Origin of the sequence: Pseudarthrobacter oxydans (genome assembly GCF_013314975.1) — a bacterium.
Taxonomy (GTDB): domain Bacteria; phylum Actinomycetota; class Actinomycetes; order Actinomycetales; family Micrococcaceae; genus Arthrobacter; species Arthrobacter oxydans.
Genome location: NZ_JABTYH010000042.1, coordinates 16,934 through 34,500, shown reverse-complemented (window position 1 = coordinate 34,500; position 17,567 = coordinate 16,934). Strand labels below are relative to the sequence as shown.

Annotated in this window: 15 protein-coding genes; 9 read left to right on the top strand and 6 right to left on the bottom strand. The window is 60.4% G+C overall.

All coding sequences use genetic code 11. The features are described 5' to 3' along the window. Window positions 1-7 precede the first annotated feature (7 nt). Entirely contained in the window at window positions 8-1,357 is a 1,350-nt protein-coding gene (locus HTS88_RS19910) for a ParB/RepB/Spo0J family partition protein (protein WP_174181540.1), read from the top strand. Window positions 1,358-2,062: 705 nt separating this feature from the next. Here the strand turns inward: HTS88_RS19910 and HTS88_RS19905 are convergent. Then, window positions 2,063-2,371, bottom strand: a complete 309-nt coding sequence (locus tag HTS88_RS19905; protein ID WP_174181532.1) for a hypothetical protein — start codon at window positions 2,369-2,371, stop codon at window positions 2,063-2,065. A gap of 248 nt (window positions 2,372-2,619) precedes the next feature. Between HTS88_RS19905 and mobC the strand changes: the two genes are divergently transcribed. The 6 genes from mobC (at window position 2,620) to HTS88_RS19875 (ending at window position 7,964) form a co-directional block, all read left to right on the top strand. Beyond that, window positions 2,620-3,015: a plasmid mobilization relaxosome protein MobC gene (gene mobC, locus HTS88_RS19900; RefSeq protein WP_174181529.1), complete on the top strand. Its 396-nt coding sequence runs from the start codon at window positions 2,620-2,622 to the stop codon at window positions 3,013-3,015. A 7-nt stretch (window positions 3,016-3,022) separates the two neighbouring features. Beyond that, on the top strand, window positions 3,023-4,627 hold the full coding sequence (locus HTS88_RS19895; RefSeq protein WP_174181527.1) for a relaxase/mobilization nuclease domain-containing protein: 1,605 nt from the start codon (window positions 3,023-3,025) through the stop codon (window positions 4,625-4,627). A gap of 9 nt (window positions 4,628-4,636) precedes the next feature. Next, on the top strand, window positions 4,637-5,395 hold the full coding sequence (locus HTS88_RS19890) for a hypothetical protein (RefSeq protein ID WP_174181525.1): 759 nt from the start codon (window positions 4,637-4,639) through the stop codon (window positions 5,393-5,395). 121 nt (window positions 5,396-5,516) lie between these two features. After that, window positions 5,517-6,278, top strand: coding sequence for a hypothetical protein (locus HTS88_RS19885; RefSeq protein WP_246256495.1), 762 nt, complete (start codon window positions 5,517-5,519; stop codon window positions 6,276-6,278). Between the two features lie 268 nt (window positions 6,279-6,546). Next, window positions 6,547-6,975 (top strand): TIR domain-containing protein, encoded by a 429-nt coding sequence (locus HTS88_RS19880; protein ID WP_425515578.1) that lies wholly within the window; start codon window positions 6,547-6,549, stop codon window positions 6,973-6,975. A gap of 11 nt (window positions 6,976-6,986) precedes the next feature. Continuing rightward, window positions 6,987-7,964: a caspase family protein gene (locus HTS88_RS19875; RefSeq protein ID WP_174181521.1), complete on the top strand. Its 978-nt coding sequence runs from the start codon at window positions 6,987-6,989 to the stop codon at window positions 7,962-7,964. A 666-nt stretch (window positions 7,965-8,630) separates the two neighbouring features. Here the strand turns inward: HTS88_RS19875 and HTS88_RS22460 are convergent. Further along, a complete protein-coding gene (locus HTS88_RS22460; RefSeq protein ID WP_174181519.1) occupies window positions 8,631-9,869 on the bottom strand; it encodes a S1 RNA-binding domain-containing protein in 1,239 nt (412 codons plus the stop codon). Window positions 9,870-10,500: 631 nt separating this feature from the next. Between HTS88_RS22460 and HTS88_RS19865 the strand changes: the two genes are divergently transcribed. Next, window positions 10,501-11,907, top strand: a complete 1,407-nt coding sequence (locus HTS88_RS19865; RefSeq protein ID WP_174181517.1) for an ROK family protein — start codon at window positions 10,501-10,503, stop codon at window positions 11,905-11,907. Window positions 11,908-12,306: 399 nt separating this feature from the next. Here HTS88_RS19865 and HTS88_RS19860 read toward each other — a convergent pair whose 3' ends face one another. Further along, a complete protein-coding gene (locus tag HTS88_RS19860) occupies window positions 12,307-13,710 on the bottom strand; it encodes an SIR2 family protein (protein WP_174181515.1) in 1,404 nt (467 codons plus the stop codon). Window positions 13,711-14,009: 299 nt separating this feature from the next. Here HTS88_RS19860 and HTS88_RS22535 point away from each other — a divergent pair, with 299 nt between their 5' ends. Beyond that, window positions 14,010-14,273, top strand: a complete 264-nt coding sequence (locus HTS88_RS22535) for a PLDc N-terminal domain-containing protein (RefSeq protein ID WP_425515577.1) — start codon at window positions 14,010-14,012, stop codon at window positions 14,271-14,273. 80 nt (window positions 14,274-14,353) lie between these two features. Here HTS88_RS22535 and HTS88_RS19850 read toward each other — a convergent pair whose 3' ends face one another. The 3 genes from HTS88_RS19850 to HTS88_RS19840 form a co-directional block, all read right to left on the bottom strand. Then, complete coding sequence (locus HTS88_RS19850; protein ID WP_246256494.1) at window positions 14,354-15,361, bottom strand: site-specific integrase; 1,008 nt, start codon at window positions 15,359-15,361, stop codon at window positions 14,354-14,356. Between the two features lie 499 nt (window positions 15,362-15,860). After that, window positions 15,861-16,199, bottom strand: a complete 339-nt coding sequence (locus tag HTS88_RS19845; RefSeq protein ID WP_217432759.1) for a helix-turn-helix domain-containing protein — start codon at window positions 16,197-16,199, stop codon at window positions 15,861-15,863. Beyond that, window positions 16,193-17,299, bottom strand: a complete 1,107-nt coding sequence (locus HTS88_RS19840) for a tyrosine-type recombinase/integrase (RefSeq protein WP_174181510.1) — start codon at window positions 17,297-17,299, stop codon at window positions 16,193-16,195. The genes HTS88_RS19845 and HTS88_RS19840 overlap by 7 nt, the downstream gene beginning before the upstream one ends. Window positions 17,300-17,567: the final 268 nt, after the last annotated feature.

The following is a 17,567-nucleotide window of genomic DNA, read 5'->3' as shown; positions in this document are numbered from 1 at the left end:
TACATTCATGACTGCAACACCCACGCTTGAAATGCTCGACCCGGCCACCCTGACCGTGGACATCAACGTCCGCAAAGACGCCGCCCTGACTCCGGATTTCGTCGCCAGCATCAAGGAGCACGGCGTGATGGAACCGGTGATCGCCCACCGCAAGGACGACGGTACCGTGCATGTGCTGATGGGCCAGCGCCGCACCCGCGCGGCCGTCGAAGCAGGACGCGAGGCTATCCCTGTGATGATCATCGACAGCCCCGAGGAAGCCGAACGCATCGTGACGCAGGTGGTGGAGAACATCCAGCGCGCCGAATTGACCGAAGCGGACGAGGCCGAGGCCTACCACCAGCTGTCTTTGATCGGGGTTTCGGCCGCCGCGATCGCGAAGAAGACCGGACGCACGAAGACCACCGTCGAAAGCGCACTGAAGGCCAAGTCCACCGACACCGGGGCCGCCGCCCTGGGCAAGGGCTACACCGTTGAAGAGGCCCTGATTCTGGCCGAGTTCGAAGGCGACGAGGACGCCACCGAGGAGCTCGAATCGGTCATCATGGACGAACCCGACATGCTCCTGCACGTCACCCAGCAACTGCGCGACAAGCGCGACCGCGCCGCGGCGCTGGCCGCACTCATCACCGAGCTGGAAGCGGCCGGAACAGCTGTTGTTCCCGAATGCGGCTACGGGGAGGACAGCGAAACACTCCGCGTCACGTCGCTCAAGAGGGTGGATGGGGAACCGGCCACGGACGAGGACGGGAACGCCGTCTACATCGAAACGGACTACCGGGGCGAGCACTCCGCCGTCGCCGTGGTCACCGGCTGGAAAGATCTCGGCTTCACACTGCGCTACTACAGCGGCTACGGAACATCATCGGCCCCGAAAGGCCCGATGACCGAGGAACAGAAGGCCGAGCGGAAAACCCTGATTGAGAACAACAAGCTGATGCAGTCCGCAACTGTAGTCAGGCGTGAATGGGTCAAGAGCCTGCTGTCGAAGAAGCAGGCCCCGAAGGGCTGGCAGTACTTCACCGTCCATGCCATCACGCACCACCCGGAAACGGCCAGCGGCTATGACGGAAAGGTCGCCGCTGAGATGGTCGGGGCGAAGGTCGAAGAGTCCAACGCCTGGGCGTGGAACCCGCTCCGGGAGCACGTTGCCAAGACGCCGACCCGTCCGGAGTTTTCCCTGATCGCGCTGGTGTGCGCAGGGTATGAAAAGACGATCGCCAAGGACTCGTGGCGGTCCCCGTGCCAGACCCACCGGGACTACCTGAACCAGCTGGTCCTCTGGGGATACACCGCGAGTGAGGTCGAGCAGATCATCCTCGACAGCGGCAAGCCGACCGAGGCCGACGCCACCTAAACTGGTACCGCCTTGCCGGGCGTCATCTGTCGCACCGCCCGGCAAGGCCACCAGCCCATCGCCACACCAGGGCACGGAACCTTCCAGAAGTCGGGCGGTCCGCCGCCCAGGGCGAACCACAGCAGCCACTCACCAGCGGCGGACCGCCGTTCACCGCGACTACCCCCTGCCCTCACCTGGTGCCGCGCTGTCACAAACAGCGGGGTTTCCCCGCGCAACTGGGTTCAGAGAAACATGCTCAGCTACGCTGAGTCTGCAAGATCTCCTTTGTCCGAGGAGCGAAAACAGGCCGACCCTCCAGCCGGCCTGTTTTTGTTTAACCACACACGCCGCGCACAACCAGGCAGAGCGAACGAGCCGCCTTGCGGGCAGAGGTCTAGACACGTCGCTGCAGAGACAGCAAAAGGCTCCGCACCCAACTGGTGCGGAGCCTTAACCATGTGTGCTCCCGGCTGAAAAAGACCTCGCCACGTCCAGGAGCTGGGACGGCAGCAGCGAGGCCTGGCCCAGGGAAACTGCCCCGTCCCGACCCCGCATCCAACAGAGGCTGTGCACAGCCACCGCTCGCTTAAGGGCGACGTGGGCACGTGCGGTGACGTGGTGGTTGTGTGCAGGTGGTCCGAAGGGTCCCGTCGTCCAGATGTGTGCGGGAAAAGCAGCGGAGCGGTTGGGCTTTTGCCGTGCACATGTGGGCGAGGGGCAAGCTTACTCGGCCGCGGTAACCCCGTCGTCAGTGGACGGGGAATTGTCGTCCTGGGTACGTGTGGTGGCCGGCTTTCGGCGACGGGTGGCGGCGCCGGATTCCAGACCGAGCTTCTTCAGCTCCTCGGGGCTCCAGCCGTCTTTGGTGGCGCGAACGTAGGCGCGCTTGTCTTCACGCTCGGCGTCGGCGAGCTGCTCGCGCAGGTCAGTGATGCGCTGCCTGGCCTTGACCAGGTTCGTGACGGACTCGATGCGCGAGTCCAGAAGGGCGCGGGCCTGATTGCGGGTCTGTTCAATATCAATGGTTGGCATGCCCCCACCGTAACCACAGGGCGACCCGCTTTTCCGGCAGCGACGCGCAGCGGCGTGCCACTTCCTGACTAGCAAAGCACCAAAGGCGCGAAAGGAGCAGGAACCGACTGCGGTGGAGCAAGCTGGGAACTTAGCCGGGCTAAGTTCGTGTCGCTCCCGGGAACTGCGTTCCGGTCGCGGCAGACTGGTGTCTGGTCCCGGGGTTTCCGGGTCGCTGCGCTGGCAAGGTAGGGGAGGGGCGGACACAGATGAGTGAAGGTAGCGGCTTCGCCGGTTGGAAGTCCCGCCGCCGCCGCGCGAACGTTGACGGTGGCAGGATGCACCGTCACGAGGTCAAGGTCAGCCCCGAAGAAGAGGCCCAGCTGCTGGCCCTGGCGGAGAAGCACCGCGTCACGATCCCGCGGCTCCTGATCGAAGCGGCGTTGAACGAGGACAGTGAAAGCCCGTCGGAGCGGCGTGACCAATTCATGCAGCTTTCGAACCTGCAGCGCCTGATCGGGTCCGTGGCGAACAACATCAACCAGATTGCCCGTCACGCCAATTCAACGGGTGAAGTACCAGCTGATGCGGCGCCCGCTATTGCGCACGCCAAGAGCGTCATCATCCGGATAGACCGTCAGCTCGCTGACATGGCCGGCAGGTGATCCAGGCGTGATTCCGAACATCACCCAGGGCGACCGCATGGCGGGCCTGATGATCTACCTCGCCGGCCCGGGACGTGCCAACGAACACGAGGAACCGCACCTCGTTGCCGGTGACCCCGCGCTCATGGCGTGGCACGACGACAACGAACTGAACCGCGACGCGGCCCTGGACATCGCCAACGCCCTGGACCGCGCCAAGCAGTTCTACAAAACCGAGGTCGACGGCGGCCACGTCTTCCACTGCTCACTGAGCCTGGCGGCAGAAGAAGGCCAGCTCACCGATGAGCAGTGGGGCGCCATCGCTAACGACTTCATGAAAGAGATGGACTTCACCGAGGACGGCGGAAAGGCCCCGGCCCGATGGGTTGCCGTCCGCCACGGACTAAGCAAGAACGGCAACGACCACATCCACATCGTGGCCAGCATGGTCCGCGACGACGGCACCAAATGGAACAGCTGGAAGAGCAAGTACAAGTCCCAACAGGTCGCCCGGGCGCTGGAGAAAAAGTACGGACTCACCGAACTCGAAGCGGTCCGCGCCGAACGCGGATACACCCCCGCGGAACAAGCCAAAGCCACCCGCCACGGACTGCCCGAGGTCGAACGCCACAGCCTCGCCCGCAAGGTCCGCACCTGCGCAGCGGCGTCAACGGACGAAGCCGAGTTCGTCCGCCGCGCCCGCCAAGAAGGCCTCCTTGTACGGCCCCGCTACGCTGCCGGCCGCACCGACGTCGTGACCGGATACTCTGTCGCAGAACGGCCACGCAAGGGGGAGCGGGCCGTCTGGTTCGGCGGTAACTCCCTGGGCCGCGACCTGGCCCTGCCCAAACTCCGCAGTGAATGGGAAAGCACCCCCGAAACTGCAACCGCTGCCGTCGCAGAATGGAACGCAGCAGCACGCAACCGCCGACCCGTAGCCCCGGGAAGAGAGACACTGCAGCCCTCCGCGGAACTGTGGAGCAAGTACGCCAACGACGTCAGCGCTCTCCGCGAGAAGCTGGCCACCACCCCGCACAACGACCACGCCGCCTGGGCGCAGGCAGCCCGCGAAACCGCAGCGGCATTTGGTGCCTGGTCCAAGCGCATCGAACCCACCCCCGGGCCACTGGCAGACGCCGCACGCGAGCTGTCCAAATCAGCCCAGCTCCGCCGCTACCCGAAACGGCCCGCGGCCGCGCTGCCGTCGGCACGCGGCGCGACAATGATCCTGCTGGCGGCCACCTCCAAGAGCGAACGGGCAGCCTACGCCCTGATGTTCCGCCAACTCGCCCAGACCGCACGCGCCATCCACGACATGCACAAAGCCACCGACGACCTCCGCCGCATCCGCGGCCTCGCCGCAGCCGTCACCGCCGCCAGCAAGGCCGTCGAAGCCAGCGCCACAACACACACCCTCAAAGCACAGCCCATCACCATGGAAGCACTGCGGGAACAGCACCCGGGAGCCAGCGAAGAAGCCTTCCGGGCACGGCTCATCGCCGAACGATCCCGCGGCGGCGCACCCATCCCGACGACACTCACCAGGGCAGAAAAGACACTGCAGCAGGCTGGGCCTACCGGCCCGCAGGAACCACGCCAGGACCACCATCCGAAACCAGGGATCGAGCGATAGGGGAGAAGCATGAGCGAAGCAGACGGAATGGACGAAGCAGTAGACGGCGCTATGCGTACAGGGCTGATGGTCGCCGCACGCATCGGCGAACAACTGGCGCGAATGCGGGAAGAAGAACAACGCAACATCGCCGCCGCCGAAGAACAACGAGCACGCCAACTGCAGGAACGCTTCGACGCCCAACGCGCAGCCGCCCGCGCACAGCTCCCACCCACCGCACGTGACGGCTGGTGGGACAAAGCCACCCCCGGCATGATCGAACAGGCCCACCAGACGGCCACGGCGTGGAAGGCATACGACCCCGAAGCGGCCCAAGCAGCAGAACACATCAGAGACCAGGTGCAAGCACGGTACGGCATCGACGTAAACAACCCAGGAGCGGACGAAGCGTCCGTGTCCGCAGCCCTCACCCGGACACAGCAAGCACGAACCGACGCCGAAAACGAACGGACCAAAGCCTCTGCTGCACGCACCGATGAAGCGGTAGCCGGCGTCGCTGTGGCAGGTGCCAACAGGCAGGACAAGGCAGCACAGAAGGCACAGGACGAACCGGGTTACGATTCCCCGGAACGGCGCCAGCAGCTGGCGGAAAGCCTCGAGGGCAAGGGCGACCGTGAAGCGGTCAACTCCCGCCTCCTGGCCGACAAACACCAGAGCACACCGGCGACTGCCGCCGTTGCTCAAAAACCCTCTCTTGCTAAGACGACAAAAATGGCCAAGCAAATGGGCCAGGGGAAGACCCTGGAACGCGGAGGACTCGAACGATAGCTGCCCGCGTGGCGGTTAGGCCGAGAAGCCCGGAGTAGGTAGATGCTATGAACGGCAGGGACTGACGGTTTACGGAAGAGGCGCTGTGACTGTACAACGAAGTGGAATGATGCCCACGACCATGAAGGTTATTGTCTTCTGTCTGGCACTAACTTCGACTCTGACAGCCTGTACTGCAGGGCCAACGCCAGAGCCCTCCGAAACTTCCACCACAAGATCTGCAGAGCCGAACACCGAGTCGCCTGTGCCCACGAAGAGGGCTCCGACGTCTTCTAACGCGACCTTCAACGGCGTGGAGTTTGATGTAGCTTTCTCCTTCGACTACCCCGCAACCTGGACCGTGACAAATACTGGTCCGCCCAACCAGGAAGGCGGTCCCTTCGTGGTCTCTAATGAATCGGGCGCGGAAATTGCCTCCTTGCACCTCCAACCGCAGTTCTCGGCCTACCCGTGCGAGCGAGTATGCGGGGATATGGCTGTTAGCTACCTCGGAGAAGTCCCCGGGCAGGGAATGCTGGGCGACAAAACATACGTAATCCAAACCAAGGCCATGGACCTTACTTCACGGAAAGACCTTCAGAAGGCGAACAGGTGGGAGGACAACGTTCGGCTGATTGTAGGAGTAGTTGGCAACCCCTCCACAGCGCAGCAAGAGGACCCATCTCATTTCACTACCCTTGCCGGTATTGACGTTCCCTCAAACAGCAGCCCTCTTCGTCCGATCATTTTCGCTGCCTATCGGCACTTCGAAACGATGACCGAAGCAAAGGCCTACACCTCATCAAATGAGCACGCCCAGATACAGGAGATGATGCGATCGCTCATGGCGACTGCCGTTACGGGCACACCCACCACTACGGCAACCCCCACAGGGCCTCATTAGCGGTAGATGTTGTACTTGAAAGAGTTCTCACGAGGTCTGAAGTAGCCACACATGTGATGCTTCAACGTGAGCCCTGCCCTCCAGACGGTGTCAGATTGAAAATAGGCCAGATTGTCTGTCAGGAAATGCCTTTCGGACCTTCCTAACGATGTTCAGGTCCTAGCCCGAAGGCCAGGTCGGGTGCCACGGGAACACAACACCCTTTTCTGCACTGCGCAACCTGCACTTCCCGCAAGGGAAAACGTCAGTCGCTGCCGATACTCTCAGTATGAGTTTCATTGCGACTAACGAAGGTTGCAAGCTCGTATATATGGGGAGGCCCGGTTTGGCTGAGAAGAAGACCGTTTTCGTTGCGTTTGCTATTGAGGACCAGCGCCAGCGAGATCTGTTGAAAGGGCAGTCGCTGCATCCTCGGGCACCCTACGAGTTCATCGATATGTCGGTGAAGGAGCCCTACGATTCCGGCTGGAAGGACAAAGTCCGGACGCGCATCCGTCGCTCGCACGGGGTGATCGCGTTGGTGAGCAAGAACTCGCTGGCGTCCTCCGGACAAAAGTGGGAAATTCAATGCGCCAAGGAAGAAGGCAAGCCGCTTCTCGGTGTTTGGGCGTACTCGAGTGACCGCACGGTGTTGGCTGGGGTTCGCACGGTTGCTTGGACCGACGTGAACATTGCCACCTTCATCGACTCTCTCTGAGGAGCGGCACCATGCGTAAGGCGCTCATCGTCGGGATCGACTATTACGACCAGATCGGATCACTGAATGGCGCAGTGAACGACGCGCACGCCGTTAAGGCCGTGCTCCAGCGGCACGCGGACGGCACGCTCAACTTTCAGCAGCCGAGGCTGATGACGAGCACCGGCCCCGGGGCCACCGTGACCCGCACACAGCTGAGGGAAGCCGTCGAGGAGCTCTTCAGGGACGACGCCGAAATCTCGCTGTTTTATTTCTCAGGCCACGGCTACATCGATGGAGCCGGCGGATACCTATGTGCGAGTGACTGCGCTAACGGGCACGACGGACTCTCACTGTTCGACGTGATGACCTTTGCAAACAGCTCGCCGGCGAAGAACAAGGTGATCATCCTCGACAGCTGTCACAGCGGTATCGCGGGCGGCAACCCTGTCGCCGCTCAGGTCGCTGAGATTAAGGAAGGCGTCACAATCCTGACGGCGTCGACTGCTGAGCAGTACGCAATGGAGACCGGCGGCTCTGGGGTATTCACCAGCCTACTCGTGGACGCGTTGAGCGGTGCCGCGGCCAACCTTGTGGGCGACGTCACCCCAGGCAGCGTTTACGCGCACATCGACCAGTCCCTTGGGAACTGGGCGCAGCGGCCCGTATTCAAGACGAACGTAAAGAAGTTCGTTTCTCTCCGCGAGACCAAGGCGCCGATCGAGCTCGTCCAGCTGCAGAAGCTCACCGTGTTGTTTGACGAGCCGACCACTCAGCTCCAGCTCGACCCTAGCTACGAGCCGGAGCGCGGTTACGATGACGGCTCGCTGCCGCCGCCGGATCCGGCGAAGAACGCTGATTTCGCGGTGTTGCAGGCGTTGGTCAAAGTCAACCTCGTCCGACCGGTCGATGCGCCCCACATGTGGCATGCTGCGATGGAGTCAAAAGCATGCGAGCTGACGGTGCTAGGCCAGCACTATTGGAAGCTCGTGAAACAGGACCTGATTTGATGCCCTCACATAAAAGAATCCGTGAAGCGCTAGAAAGCGTACGAACTGTCGAACGGCTGGCGGCCATCGAGCACGAAAGGTGGGCGCATTGGCAGCAGTACGTACACGATCAGTGTGAACGCCAGGATGATGGCTCCCTCGTCATTCCCGCTGAGCTAGCCGCGCGTTGGCAGACTCAGATCGAGACCCCGTACCAGGAACTCTCTGAGCGAGAAAAGGACAGTGATCGGGAGCAAGTGCATAAGTATTTGCCAGCCGTGCTGGACGTGCTCATCTGACACCGGCTGCAGGCCGGCATGTCGCCAGCATGAAGTCCTGACCGAATCAACTCCTTTGCAGGGGACGCCGACGCTGATGACTTAGCGGTTTGGAATGGAGGGGTAGCTCATGGCCTGGGATGTACTGCCGACGTAGTCGCATTGCGAGCTAGAAAGTCGTCACGCTGCGCAGCAGAAATCCAGCCTCGCGCAGATAGGATTTACGCCGATCACGCGCGCCAGGGGTAAACCCTTGCAACCGCTCTCCCGGCTTCTGCTGCCGCCTGGGGGCGCCTTGGGTTGGCCGCAAGTGACAGTCTTCGCCCTGAACGTGGTTGGCACTGTTAAGCAAAATGAAGTCCGCCTGGTCAAGCTGACGTTGACCAGGCGGACTCAGATTAGGAGAAGGCTACTCGGGGCGGGGCTCAGATAACTGATCCTCGAGGTCCCGCAGTAGCATCTTGCCGGCCTCACGGTCGACACTGATAACCTCCACCGTAATGATTTCTTCCGGTTGGAGCAGACCCTTGTCGAAGTCTTCGCGAAGCTCCGGAGTCATATTTTTGGCCAGCAGCAAGCCCCGCCGCTTATACCCCTCAAGTTCTAAAAGGGCGTAGCCGCCCCGGCCCTCAGCAGTGACGGGTACAACGCGGTCAACCACCGCCTCGAAGTGCTCGCCCACTTGAGGAAGGGCCAGTGGAACGGGAACTCTGGGATGTTGAAGCTCCAGACCAACTCTGCGACTGGTCAGATCCACCCGGGAAATTTCCACATCCAGTTCTTCCCCTACGGCTGGAAGGCCAGAAGGAAAGGACCGCTTGAGTACGAGTCCATTGACGCGACCCACAATCCGTACGAAGGCGCCCACGGCGCTCGTGCTGACCACTGTCCCGCGGAAGGCTGTACCTAGTGGGTAGGCTGAGGCGATGCGAGGCCAGGGGTTGTCTTCCGCATTTAGGAGTGAGTACTTGGGACGCTGGGTAACCGGGTCGATAACGAATCCGCCGTTTAGGTGCTCGCCAATCTTCAGGCGCTTCGTCAGGTCGTCATAGACCCGGGTGTAATCGATGTCAGCCCCCGTCAGAAAGCCAAGGTCGCCGTCAGACGTCATGACGGTGGCGTACTCCGGCTTGACGTCCTTGACTGTACCGGGGACTCTGGTCATTCCCACATACCGGACAGGCCCCATCTCCTCCGCCGGTTCCTTTCGAAGAGCCTCGATCTGGGCTGTAAGTTGCTCTTCAAAGGTATGAACCGCGAAAACGTCATTTGTAGGGGAGTACCAGAGGACGCGGTTGTTCGGCAGATCCGTCGGTATCTTTGAGCCCTCCATGGCGATAAAAACACAACGTTTGCCATAGAACTGTGCGGCGCAGAGTTCGTAGCCTACATTCACGGACGCTGCGGAAAGATCGACGATCACTATTTCAGCCCGCTGAATTGAGCGGATTATCAACTCCAGGATGCCTACCGGACCATAGATGCCGTCTGAGCGTTCCGGTTTTAAATGGATTCTTCTCAGGAGCGGGACAAGAATTCCGTTGTAAAAGCGGTCAAAGTCGTAACCGTCTTTAACCCCAAACGGCATCTCAACGAAGATGACGCCCTCTTCCGGCGCATGAGTTCTTTCAAAAAAATAGGAATACACGATGCTCTCCCTGGTTACTAGGGGCCGACCCCTCGACTCGGTTAAGCCGAGGGAACGACCCCTTGAGTGGAACGTGGGACTGGAGGGGCCCACGACGCTTGCGTCAACTGTTAGGTGCGGGTTATCAAGCCGAACCGGATCACGCTACGTGAGATACATACTGCCATCACTGTGCTCCATATCACAAGGGATGCGACGTGGGTGCGAATGACGTCGCGGAGTTTGCGCCTCAGTGATCGCTTAAATCAAGGAACCGATCGTAGGACCCTGGGGGCAGGGCGATCCCGCTATTGAATGGCGCAAGAAATAGGCAAAATCTCGCTATGTCTTGTCAGACGTGCTGAGGTGTGGAAGCATTACACACGTTCGCAGCATTCCATAGCGGACTAATGGCGCCCTTGGGCGTGGAACGAAAAACTGGAGGGTAGCGTCGAATTCGACGCACCCAGGCGCGCTTGGGACTTATCACCCCAAGAACGTCAGGCGAGGCCGGGACACTTGTCCTGGCCTTTCGTCTTGTCTGACAGAAAAGGCCACTACTTCTGGGACTTACTTTACTAGGATAACCAAAGAAGGTAAACGCCTCGCGCAGACTTACTGTACTAATTTAACTCAGTGCTAGCTTTGTCCCATGTCTAATCGCATGCACGCAGCTACTTGGGACGCCCAACTCCTCAACGCCCAGCGTACGAAGAGATTCGGCGTCAGCTCGGACGTCTTGGCAAAGGTTCTCGTCAGGGCCATGGTGCAAGCGCCAGAAGATATTTCCCGCGCTGATATTGCTGGGGGAGCCATGCTAGCCAGACCGACGACGGTGAACCCCGCTATCGTCAGCAAAGCCGTGGCGGCTCTTATTGACATGGACGTTCTTGTAGAGGGGGCCCTTCGCCCGGACGAGAAGCGGACGGGGCGACCGGTGAAGCCGCTACGGCTAGACGGCGACACCTGGGGTTTAGCTGGCATAACCGTTGAGCACAATGATGATAAGCCTGTCGCCCTTACCGGACTCATTACCAGCCTTCGGGCTGACATAGACCGCGACGTGCTGGTGGAGCACACAGTGGAGCTTCGGGATGCTTCATTTTTTGACCTCGCACATCACATTCATCAACTCATCGAGCATCTTCAGCAAGAACTCAACACGATCGAAGGCAGGCCTAAGGGGCAAGCCCGGCAGTTGATGGGGATCGGCATACAGGTAGCAGCGCCTGTGCACCAGGGAAAGATCCTGGGCGGAACACACATCGGCATCCCAGCAGGAGAGGACTATGACCTAGCCACACCATTGCAGGATCTAACTGGAATCCCAGTCGTGGTAGATAACGATGTGAATCTTTTGGCCGTACGAGAGTTGTACCGCTCGGAATATAAGGAGAGGGATTTGGCTATTGTCGCGGTTCTTCAAGACGGGGTAGGTGCTGCACTCATTCTTGACGGCCACGTCTACCGTGGGGGCGGAGGAATGGCCGGCGAGCCCGGTCATCATCAGGTATTGCCGCTTCCCTTACCCCCAACACTTGATGAGGAAAGTCTCCGGCATTCCTTGAGCGTAGGGGCGTGCCATTGCGGAAAGGAAAATCACGTTGATTGCTTTGCTGTCCCGGTCCGTCTTCGTTCGGCTCTTGATCAGCCTTTCAAAGATGCAGCGAGGGTGAGGTCGCGGGACGAGAACTCCGAATTAACTGAGGCGGGTTGGATCTTCCGTCGAGGCGGTAACGCCTTGGGTCAAGGCCTGGCCACAATCATCAACTCCGTGAACCCCTCGCGGATAGTCATGATGATGAGAAAGGAGCTGGCATCTGTAGCTCGTGGGGATCAATCCGCAGCCGCAGAGTACATAGATGCTATGGAAGAGGCTGTAGATGAATACAGCTTTAACCGAGGCGCTCACAATGCGCGCGCGGGCGCTAATATGCTTACCCGTGTAACTCTCGATCCTCAGCAGACTCCTCGGATAGGTGCACTATGTGCTGCTCTGCGAGTTCTTGACAGCTTCGTTCTCCACGCACGGGGCCGTGACGAATGCGGTAACGCTTGAAAAGTGGACGCTGGCTGGTTATAACGGCCGACTAGAACAGTTCGCTAGGGAAAGGGTTCATGCGGTGGGACCGTCTCCAAAAATGAGGATGCTCATATGGGCGACCGGCGTCGGGCGCGGACACTATTCCCACTGAACCGTCTGTTAACGTCAGGTCTCTTCTGGCTTGATCTACTTATTCGAAGTACCCGGCTTGGCGTTTCCACTCGACGATGCGCTTGAAGACGATGTCCCCTTGGAACCGGAACTACTGGTTTTAGAGAAACGACCGGTCAATGCACTTCGACTAGACGAGCTCAGACGATACTCGCCTTTACCTATGCTTTGAACGCCTTGGCTACCTGAAGTCGCCATGTTTCACTCCTTTGATCGAGCTATTATTGTATCCCTCTCGCGCGGTTACAGGCGGCTGAGGCGCTCGCTCCAGTCTTCGGCGATGGGTTCCAGGCTTAGACGCCACATGGCCAGTTCGGCATTATCGGGGACGTGCTCGAGAGCAAGGGTAACTGCACCAAAGGTGAACGGAGGGCCCCCGGGCCGATCCACAACGACGGGCAAGGCGATGACGAAGCGCCACCTGCGTACCTCATCAGAGAGTTCACTTAGATCTTCGGCGAGAATGTCGTCGGAACCTAAGCACCGCCCCACTATCCACTGACTATCGTGACCGGCGGGCACTTTGCGCAGGAGGGCCGCATCTCTATAGATGCGGTCGGGTGAAGACCACTTAACGGCACTGCCCTCTGCGTTCGAGACCCAGAGGACGATGTTGGATGGACGGCCCATCGCGGCCTCAAGGGCGACCGATTCGGCCCGAAGGTAGTCTGAATGTTCCTTCTGTAAACCCTCAAAGTTAGCGACGCAGCTACTCCAGAGGTCAGCAGCCCTAACGGAGGGAGCGCAGTAGTCTGGCTCTTCAAAATACGGCAATTCGCGCAGTGCTTGAGCAGCGTCCGCGTGGTCTTGGGTGATGATTGCGTGGACGTCAATGGCTTTCCACTGCTTTTCAAGGGAAGGCAGTACGCTTGCAAACTGTGTCTTGCTTAGGCCTAGTCCCTGCCGCGCGAGGAAGACGACGATTTTCGACGTTGTTTTTGGTGCTAGCTCGCTCAGCCAAGCACGAATATCGGAGTCTCGGTACGAGGTCCCAGCGAGGATGAGTGGACCATAGCCCAGCGCCTGGGCAAGTTCAGCTTGTTGCCAGGAGCTTTTCTCCGTTACAAGGTCGTTGAACTCGGAAAGAGTCAGTACGACATTACGCGCATTGGCGCCCGATCTTTCGATCACGCCGTGAAGGTGATGGACTTCGAATTGATTTGACGGAGCTCGATCGGAGAATGTACTCCGACTGTATGACGGGACTGGGGCGCCAAGCTCAGTAGAAACGATCGTAAGGGCGTCTTCGAGAAGCGTGTCAAAATTCAGCGTGAAGAGGCGGATGTCCCCGGGCTGTGCTTGTGCCGCCAAGTTTGCCAAGGCCAGATGAAGGGCACCTGGACGTAGGTCACTGGGCGCACCGGAATACAATCCGTCTACCAGAACTGACTCCCAGCCTGCTCCGGCCGCCGTTTTTGCTGCCTCGGCCGCAAGAGCCGGATCCTGATACGCCAGGAACGCTTTCGCTGTTTCCTCATCTGCAATGGCTCCACTTCGGACCAGCAGCTCAACAGACAGTTCATTCCAATCAGGCAGGCCGGCACCTGCAGATGCGCCGGCCCCTAGAAGGACTGCATAGTCCTTCTTGCCATGGACAGCATCTCGAAGCACCGTGATAACCGTGTCATCAATGTCTGCTGCGCTCATACCCTGATTCTGCCATTATTTTTACCGGGTACTTTGCGGCATTGCGGGACGCCGAGAGCTACGTCCACACCCCCAGTGGAGAGCCGAGGATTAATAAGCTAAACAGAGTTAGTTAAATCTTCAACCAATTTACTGGCATCCCTGCGGATCAGAGACTTGCGTATTCCTGGGTCGAACCCCACCTTATAGACGACAAGGGAGACCAAAGACGGGGCGTTCAGGGGACTCCTTGGGACAAGCGGGTTCCCGAACGGCAGAATCTGTCGCCGGAACACATTTTTCCCTATCTCTTTTGGCCAGTGCGTGCTTTGCTGAATTCTCAACGTGTCAGAACGATCAACGGGGGAATTGTGGAACTTTGGCAATGGGCGTTGGCCATACTTGGCGGGGCTTCCGCAACTTTCATCTTGGCGGCCATCGTTTGGGGCATTTGGGATGTTTTAGGGGATTTTCGTTTAGACCCAGCTTCTAGAATTGTGTGGGTGCTTGTGATGGCCTTCGTGCCGCTGCTTGGGGTAGTTGCGTGGCTCTACGCAAAGCCAAGGCTATCCAGCACCTTGTGACGATGCCCAGCGAAATATTGGTTCGTTGGTCCTGGTTCGCTCGAACAGCGACGCCTAATCCGGCCGGAGAACCAATTTGGTCATGGCTTAGCCCGGAGGTTGACGTAGCGGGACCAGGCGTCGCCTGCTGCGTCGGCGTGGAGGAACGCGATCTGGTGGCTGTAGCCGAGGGCATCGGCGACCAGTGGCGGCGGTGAGGCCAGGAGGTGTTCGTCTAGGGCAGTGTTTCGTGCGCCGCGCAGGTCGATGCCGAGGCTGCGGAGCCTGTCCATGACGGTGTTGGAGTGAAGCGGCTGGCCGGCGCGGGTTCCCGGGAAGAGCCACGGGCTTTGGGTGCCCGCTCCGGTTCTGAGATTTGGACGGCTCGCGAGGTGCTCTTGAAGTAGTTCTGCGAAAGGCCTGGGAACGGGTACCGGATGGGCGCCGAAGCTGATCCTCACGTTGCCGTTGGTTTCGCTGGTTTCGACGGCATCGGTCCGGAGTTTGGCTACCCGCGCGAGCGGTTGGGCGTAGAGAAGCAGCAGGATGCCGGCGACTCTGTAGGGCAGGGATTCGCTGGTGCCGGTGAGTAGTTCCCGCAGCCATGCCAGGCGTTGGTCCTGGGTGATTGTTGGGCGGGTTTTGGCGGTGTAGTGGCCCATTTCCACCCGGTGGTTTGTGCCGGTGTTGTTGATGAACACGATGAAGGTGCGAATGGCTTTTCTGGTTGTGGGGCCGGTGGCGAGCCAGGTTTCGATGTCCTGCTGGGTGCAGCTTGCTGCGGTGCGCTGGTGGGTTTCCCAGAGCCAGTCCAGGAACTTGATGGTTTCGGTGATCTCTTGTTTGGCGGAGTGCACCGGGGCTTGGGCGCTCTTTTCGGGTGTTGTCATGGACCGGATGCGGCGGAGGTGATGCCAGGTGGCGAACTGGCTGACGGGTTTGGCGATCTCCTCGGGCACGGCGCGGAGCTTGTTCTCAATCCAGGTTTCGAACCGGGCCAGGTGCGGGTCTTGGTAGGGGAGGAGCCCGTGATGGATGAACAGGGCACGCAGGTGATTCGCCGGTCGTTCCGTCGACTCAGCCACGGCGTCGAAGCCTTCATGAGTCAAGGGAGTTTCACCGCATGACAGAGATGTCAGGAGGGCTTGGACTTTGGGGGAGCGCTTCCAGGTGATGATGCTTTCGGGCCGGTCTGCCTTGCAAAGGACATCGACGATTTTGCCTGCAGTCGCTGGGTCGGCAGGGTGTGTAAGCAGTAGTTTGTTGAGGTCGTCCCGGAGGGCGCAGCGGGCGCAGAGGCCGCGCCGGTAGAACTCACCTTCCGTGTTGCAGCGGGGGCAGTGGAAGTCGTGGAGGATGCCGGCGCATGGTGCGCAGCGGGGTCCTCCGGCGGCCGAGGGCGGCCCGGGCAGCAGCCGCTGCCGACCGCAGCCGGGGCAGATCCCGTGGGTGCGGGTGGCAGTGGTGAAGCAAGGACCGCAGATTCGGCCTTCGGGCCAGGTAGCGCGTGTTCTGCCGGCGGCCCGGCGGCAGCGTGCGCATGTCGCGGTCCCGGTGGTGCGCGGCCTGCCGAGCTTGGTGTTGCGGGGCGTCAGTCCTTCGGGTTTGTCAGTGGTCATCGTCGATGATGCGTGCCCGGCGGGGTCTGGCGGTGCGGTTCAGGTCAACGACGTTGGGGGCGCTGGTTCCGGTTTTGCGGGCGCGGACGTCGGCGGCTGTGACGGTGATGAGGTCCTCGGGTCCGCAGGAGAAGATGTCGCAGATCGCGGCGATGACCTGTAGCGCGACGCGTTCGGGTTTCTGGTTGACGAGACGGTAGACCTGTGGCCGGGACAAGGTGATGCCGCGCTCGGCCAGCAGGGGGATGAGGTCGGTGGTGTTGTGCAGTCCCCGTGCTGCCATGAGCTCGGAGAGCCGCCACCTGTATTCGACTTCGCGCCTCACCATTGACCTCGCATCTGCACGCCCAGGACTTCATCCATGGTGCGGTCCAGCGCCGCCCGGAGGGTCGCGTTGCGGAAGTCGTCGCTGACGAACTGGTAGATCCCGGTGGTTGAGGCGTGTTCGTGGCCCATTTGATGTTGCACGAATCTAGGATCCCACCCGTCCTCCAGCAGGTGCGTTGCATAGGAGCGCCGGAGCGAGTGCAGGTCCAGGCCATCCAGCGGCATTCCCAGCTCGTTGAGGTAGCGCCGGAGCCGGCGCAGCAAGGTGGATTCACAGATCAGGCCGCCGCGTTCGCTGGGGAACAGGTCCAGGGTGTCGAGCGTGCCCCGTCCGTTGGCGAGCCAGTCCTCGATGACGCCGGCGGTCCAGTCGAAGACCGTCAGGACGCTGCGGGGTTTGTGTGGGGAGCCCTTGCGTGATTTGCCGAACCGGACCTTGCAGACGCCTGCCTTGCCGAACCTTCGCGCTTGAGGGTTGGTCGCAAAGTCGATGGTTTGCAGGTGCCGGAGTTCGTTGAACCTGAGCCCGTACGAGTAGGCGACTTTCAGCATGACGGCGTCCCGGTAGGCTGCCTGCCAGCCTTTCTTGCCTGAGGCGGCGATGAGTTCGACCTGGTCGTCGGCGTGATCGAACAGCGTCTGCAGTTCCGTCTTGGTGAAGGGCCGCTTGGAGGCCCGTCCCTCGTACTCCTGTGTGTGGGAGGCGCTGTTCCAGTCAAAGAAGACCTGGGCCGGGTGTGTGCCGAAGCGCTGTTCGCAGACCTGGTCCCAGCCGTAGTCGGGGTTCGACACGTAGGACGTGAACCGGCGGAGCGTGGACTGGTAACCGCGGACGGTTGAGTGCTTCAGCTGGTGGATCGAGCGGAGGTCACCGAAATACTCCTCGACATGCTCCGGTGCCCAGTTCCACGGAAACTCGTTCACATGGTTGACGAACCGGCGAACACACTCGATGCCCTTGTCGATCGTGTCGAACTGGAGGTTTCTAGAGAGCTGCTGGTTGCGCCACCCGGTCAGCATGTCCTCAAGCGTCTGTTCCTCGGGATGCAGCAGCTGAACAGCGCTCAGCTGCAGCACACGCCCGGACGCGTCGACCGCCATTTTCGCCCCACAGTTCCATCGAAGTTTGTGCTCAAATCCTGAATCAATGATTCATTAAATGCATCATCAGCACAAAACCGCAGGTCAGACGCCTGCATCGACCGTCTTGAGGTTGGGCGTTGTAGCCGTCAGGAGCGCTTGGTCAGCTCCACATCAAGCCCGACTGGCTGCTAATTCCGCGGAATCTCAAGGGAGTTGGAGAACTCCTTGCCGATCCGGAGGAGCGGGACGATTGATTCATCTGATGCAATACGCAGAGTACTACCTT

Excerpts from the sequence above, each read along its gene's own strand:
- HTS88_RS19860 (WP_174181515.1), bottom strand. The coding sequence starts at position 13,710 with ATGAGCGCAGCAGACATTGATGACACGGTTATCACGGTGCTTCGAGAT.
- HTS88_RS19905 (WP_174181532.1), bottom strand. The coding sequence starts at position 2,371 with ATGCCAACCATTGATATTGAACAGACCCGCAATCAGGCCCGCGCCCTT.
- HTS88_RS19865 (WP_174181517.1), top strand. The coding sequence starts at position 10,501 with ATGTCTAATCGCATGCACGCAGCTACTTGGGACGCCCAACTCCTCAAC.
- HTS88_RS19885 (WP_246256495.1), top strand. The coding sequence starts at position 5,517 with ATGAAGGTTATTGTCTTCTGTCTGGCACTAACTTCGACTCTGACAGCC.
- HTS88_RS19910 (WP_174181540.1), top strand. The coding sequence starts at position 8 with ATGACTGCAACACCCACGCTTGAAATGCTCGACCCGGCCACCCTGACC.
- HTS88_RS19845 (WP_217432759.1), bottom strand. The coding sequence starts at position 16,199 with ATGGTGAGGCGCGAAGTCGAATACAGGTGGCGGCTCTCCGAGCTCATG.
- HTS88_RS19840 (WP_174181510.1), bottom strand. The coding sequence starts at position 17,299 with ATGGCGGTCGACGCGTCCGGGCGTGTGCTGCAGCTGAGCGCTGTTCAG.
- mobC (WP_174181529.1), top strand. The coding sequence starts at position 2,620 with ATGAGTGAAGGTAGCGGCTTCGCCGGTTGGAAGTCCCGCCGCCGCCGC.
- HTS88_RS19880 (WP_425515578.1), top strand. The coding sequence starts at position 6,547 with ATGAGTTTCATTGCGACTAACGAAGGTTGCAAGCTCGTATATATGGGG.
- HTS88_RS19875 (WP_174181521.1), top strand. The coding sequence starts at position 6,987 with ATGCGTAAGGCGCTCATCGTCGGGATCGACTATTACGACCAGATCGGA.
- HTS88_RS19890 (WP_174181525.1), top strand. The coding sequence starts at position 4,637 with ATGAGCGAAGCAGACGGAATGGACGAAGCAGTAGACGGCGCTATGCGT.